This is a genomic window from Pseudomonas cichorii, from assembly GCF_003700275.1.
Taxonomy (GTDB): domain Bacteria; phylum Pseudomonadota; class Gammaproteobacteria; order Pseudomonadales; family Pseudomonadaceae; genus Aquipseudomonas; species Aquipseudomonas cichorii_B.
This window is the reverse complement of the sequence record NZ_RBRE01000063.1, coordinates 1-4,708: the sequence shown is the minus strand read 5'-3', so window position 1 is coordinate 4,708 and position 4,708 is coordinate 1. Positions and strand designations below refer to the sequence as shown.

The following is a 4,708-nucleotide window of genomic DNA, read 5'->3' as shown; positions in this document are numbered from 1 at the left end:
GAAAAAGTTGACCACTACATCCCTGGCCACGATGGGAAATTATTGAGGGGAAGGCGCTCTTGTGTGCGTGGTTGCGGCACAAGGCTTTAGAGACAGAGAGGGATGTGTATACGAAAGTATTAGCTGGCGGCAGTACTCAATCTGCCAAAGCCATCCTCAGCGCCACCGCCACTTCCAGCAGCTTGTGCGCCTGGAGACTGATCTTTGCTGCCAGCGGATCATTGCCCGTTTCCTTGAGCATGCCTGCCAGATCAAGCAGCCTGCCGACTTCGGTTTCGATGCCACGAATGGAGTCTGACACCTGATACTGAAGTGAATGTGCCATCTGTGTCGATCTCCATTACTGGGTCTTGTGTCATGACTGTATACGCAAACGGCAGCGCAGTATGGCCGAGCGCTGTAGTTTCACACAGTCTGCCAGGAAGCGAATCCAGAATTACCGCTAGGTTCACTGTCGCTTGCGCAGCAGCAGTATGAAAAACACCCCGCCAATCGCTGCCGTGGCGATGCCGATGGGTAAGTCCTGCGGCGCAATCAGCGAGCGGGCTGCAACGTCCACCCAGATCATGAACAGTGCCCCAAGCAGGGCGCTGACCGGTAATAGCCTGCGATGCTCGGCACCGACCAGTCGACGCGCCATATGTGGCAGCATCAGGCCGACGAAGCCGATAGCACCGGAAAGCGAGACGAGAACGCCGGTCAGTAATGAAGTGCTGACGAATACCTGCCAGCGTACATGCCGGGTATTGAACCCAAGGCTCACGGCGGTCTGTTCGCCACTCATCAAGGCATTCAGTGCGCGGCTCAGGCTCAGCAGGACGATGAACCCGGTCACTACGCAAATGCCCGGCAGCCACAGCAGTTCCCAGCGCGCCAGCCCCAGGCCGCCAAGCATCCAGAACATCACCGAATTGGCGGCGTGCTGGTCGCCGGTGTAGAGCAGCAGATTGACCAGCGCCATCAGCACGAAAGATACCGCGACTCCAGCCAGCAACAGGCGCTCACTTTCCAGGCGTCCGTGTCGGCTGGCAACGGCCAGTACCAGCAGCATGCTGCCCAGTGCGCCGATGAAGGCGGCCAGTGGCAGGCTGAATGCTCCGACAAACTCGCCCAGATAAAGCACCGCGGCGACCGCGCCAAGCGCTGCGCCGGAACTGACGCCCAGCAGATGCGGGTCAGCCAGAGGATTGCGGGTAACCGCTTGCAGGGCGGTGCCGACCAGCGCCAGGCCGGCGCCCACCAGGGCGCCGAGCAACACTCGGGGAGCGCGGATCAGCCAGATGATTTGCGCCTGGCCACGACTCCAGTCCATTGCGCTGTCGAACCCGCTCTCGTGCAGGACAATACCCAGCACTGTACCCAGCGGCACCCGTGCCGGACCAAAGCCCAGGGCCATCAGGCACGACAATATCAATAGCGCGAGAAGGGCAAGGATCAGCCAGCGATACTGAGCCACGCTACGTATGGGTGTCACGGCCTGGCCTCGTCGAACAGTTCGGGATGTAGCGCAGCAGCCAGCTTTTCGATGGCTTTGGCGTTGTCGACCGAAGGTGTAACGGCAACATAGGGCAGCACCACGAAACGCTGCTGGCGAATGGCATCGATGCTGCTCAAGGCCGCGTTATGCAAGAGAAAGTCGCGTTTGTGCTGCCAGGACGTGGGGCCGTAATCGACGATCACGATCACCTGCGGGTTACGCTCTACTACGCTCTCCCAGTTGACCTGAGTCCAGCTGGCGGCGATATCGTCCATGACGTTGTTACCGGCTGCGGCCTCGATCAGCGCCTGCGGCATGCCCAGTTTGCCGGATGTGGCGGGGCGGTCTTCGCCACTGTCATACACGAACACTCGCGGACGCTGGCGGACCTGGGCCAGTCTGGCCGTGACTTGCGCTACCTGTTGTTGCAGGCGCTCGATCAAGGCCTTGGCCCGGTCCGGGACGGCGAAGATCTGTCCCAGGTTATGCAGGTCGCGATACAGGTCATCCAGGCTGGCTTCGCGCTGGACCATGATCCGTGAGCACGATTCGCTCAGTTCGTACACGGGAATGCCGAACGGTTGCAGGGTTTGCGGAGTGACCGGGCCGCCGACGCGCATGCCATAGCTCCAGCCGGCAAAAAAGAAATCGGCGTTGGCGTCCAGCAGGTTTTCCAGCGACGGATAACGCTCTGCCAGTTCCGGCAGGCCGTCCAGTGCTTCGCGCAGTGCCGGGTCGAGGGTTTTCCAGCCCGTAATGCCGGTGTAGCCGACCATATGCTGGCGCAAACCAAGGGCCAGCAGCATGCCGGTCAGGTTGATGTCGTGGCTGACCGCCCGTTGTGGTGGGTGATCGAACGTGACCTCGCGTCCGCAACTCTGCACGGTCAATGGAAAGTCGCCCGCAGTCGCGGCCACGGGCAGGGCGGCAAGCAGCATCAGGCAGGCCAGAATTCGGGTCATGATGGGCTGATCCAGGTAATGCGTGGATGTGGAGCCAGTGGGTGGGTATCCACCAGCGCGTGGACGCCGAACACCTGCAGCAGGCGTTGCTCGGTCAGGACCTGAGCCGGCGTGCCGCTGGCAACGATCTGGCCATGCTCGATGACATACAGGCGATCACAGAAAGCCGCCGCCAGATTGAGGTCATGAAAGCTGGCCAGGGTACTGAGTTTCAGTTGCCGCAAATAGCGCAGCAGTTCCAGTTGGTAGCGCGGATCGAGATGGTTGGTCGGCTCATCGAGAATCAACAGGCCCGGCTTTTGTACCAGCGCACGGGCCAGCAATACCCGTTGTTTCTCACCGCCGGACAAGGAGGCGAATGAATGCTCGCTGAGTCCTTGCAAGCCTGCCTGACTCAGGATTTCGTTGATCAGTGCCTGGTCCTCGGCACTTTCGCTGTCGAACCAGCCCTGATGCGGCGTGCGCCCCATGGCCACCACGTCCTGCACGGTCAGGCCGGATTCCTGAGGGAACTCCTGAAGCATCACCGCAATGTGCTGCGCGCTCCAGCGGGGTGTCTGTTGCCAGATATCCTGCCCGTCGAGGTGCAGCGAGCCGCTGTCCGGCTGGTTGAAACGGTAGGCGCAGCGCAGCAGGCTGGTCTTGCCGCTGCCATTGGGACCTATCAGCCCGACGAATTCGCCTTCCTCGATGTGCAGGTCGATACCTTCAAGCTGCCACGGCTGGCCCTGGCAATGCCGTGGAGCCCAGTTCAGGCGGTTGATGTGAAATCTGGACATGCTCGTTTTCCAGGCATGCTGGCGACAGGCAGTGAACCTGTCGCCAGTCGGATCAGAAGCTGTAGTCAGCCGTGACGAAGAACGAGCGGGGCTCGCCCATCAGCCATTGCTGACCATTGTTGTATTGCGCCGCAGCATAGCGGCGATCCAGCAGGTTGTTCAGTTGCAGGCCCAGACGCACATCGCGTTGTACCGTCCAGCCCAGATTGGCGTCCAGCACCGTGTAGCCTGGTATTGAGGTGGTATTGGCGGTGTTGGCATAACGCTCATCCACATAACGCAGGCCCATGCCGGCATCCAGGTCCTCGCTCAGCGCCTTGCTCAGCCACAGGTTGGCGGTTCGGCTCGGCACGTCGGTGGGGCGGTTACCCGCTCGGGATACGACTTGCCCGGCAACGCTTTCGTCGAAGTCGTCATACTCGGCGCGCACCACGGCAGCGTTGGCGGACACATGCCAGCCCTGGGCAAGGGCCAGCTCCAGCGAGGCTTCCAGACCGTCGGATGACTGCTGGCCAACCTGCTGGGTCACGCGCGTTACCGGGTCGAGGGTCAGGAGCTTTTTCTTGACGATATGATAAGCCGCCAGGGTCCATTCGCCACGGCCATCCCAGAACTGCTGCTTGAGGCCGAACTCGGTCTGCTTCGCTTCGGTCAGGTCCATCTGCTGCTGGGCCGGTGTCATGCTGATGAGGTTGCTGACGCCATCTTCGCTGGTCGAATACTGGCCATACAGGGACAGTTGATCGGTTACGGCAAACACCAGTCCGGCACGCCAGTTGCCACCGGTAAGGCTGCGGTCATTACGGTTGTCGCTACGCATGTCGTTGCGGTCGATGTGGTTCTGGTCGCGGCGAATACCGGTCACCAGCGACCAGCGTTCGGACAGTTGCAGGCGGTTCTCGGCGAACAGCGCAAATGTGCGGGTGGTGCTTTCGCTCAGCGGCTGCAGCGGCGACTGGCTCTGGAAGTCACCGCGTAGCGGATTCCACGGATCGATGAAGTCACCGCCCACGTCGTTGTAGGGCGAGTTATTGGTAACGTCGAAGCGAATCCGGTTGTACTCGGCGCCAAGCACCGTGCGGCTGTCGAGGCCGAACAGCGAATGGTTGAAGGTGAAACTCTGGCGGTCGCCGATCTGCTCCTGATCGTGCTTGATTTCCAGGTAGTCGCCACGCAGCAACTGACCCTGTGCGCTGCTCCAGTTATAGGCTTCGGCGTTGCGCCAGTGACGACGGCTCTTGATGTAGTACAGCTGGTTACTGGCGCTGACGGAGTCGTTGAGGGTCCAGTCAGTGTTCAGGCGGGTCCATTCATCGTTGTAGCGTTGTACGGCGTTGCGCAGGTTGTAGTTCTTGTCACGCAGGCTGTCCCGATACTTGCCATCGATCAGCGGCGTGCCGAAATAATTCATCGGTTCGCTGTCGCCACGTTCATGGGCGAGGGTAAAGCTCAGGTCATCGGTGGCTTGCCAGCGCAGCGCTGCGCTCATG

At 60.8% G+C, this 4,708-nt stretch carries 5 protein-coding genes; all 5 read right to left on the bottom strand.

Translation table 11 applies throughout. The features are described from left to right. Positions 1 to 136 precede the first annotated feature (136 nt). The gene (locus tag ALQ04_RS17515) at positions 137 to 325 is read right to left on the bottom strand and encodes a hypothetical protein (protein WP_122317010.1); all 189 of its coding nucleotides are present in this window, start codon (positions 323 to 325) and stop codon (positions 137 to 139) included. A 123-nt stretch (positions 326 to 448) separates the two neighbouring features. Then, positions 449 to 1,474, bottom strand: coding sequence for a FecCD family ABC transporter permease (locus ALQ04_RS17510; protein WP_409077271.1), 1,026 nt, complete (start codon positions 1,472 to 1,474; stop codon positions 449 to 451). Continuing rightward, positions 1,471 to 2,439, bottom strand: a complete 969-nt coding sequence (locus tag ALQ04_RS17505) for an ABC transporter substrate-binding protein (protein ID WP_122317008.1) — start codon at positions 2,437 to 2,439, stop codon at positions 1,471 to 1,473. The genes ALQ04_RS17510 and ALQ04_RS17505 overlap by 4 nt, the downstream gene beginning before the upstream one ends. Then, on the bottom strand, positions 2,436 to 3,218 hold the full coding sequence (locus ALQ04_RS17500; protein WP_122317007.1) for an ABC transporter ATP-binding protein: 783 nt from the start codon (positions 3,216 to 3,218) through the stop codon (positions 2,436 to 2,438). The genes ALQ04_RS17505 and ALQ04_RS17500 overlap by 4 nt, the downstream gene beginning before the upstream one ends. A gap of 52 nt (positions 3,219 to 3,270) precedes the next feature. Next, the coding region (locus ALQ04_RS17495; RefSeq protein WP_183142210.1) for a TonB-dependent siderophore receptor at positions 3,271 to 4,708 on the bottom strand (1,438 nt) is incomplete at its 5' end.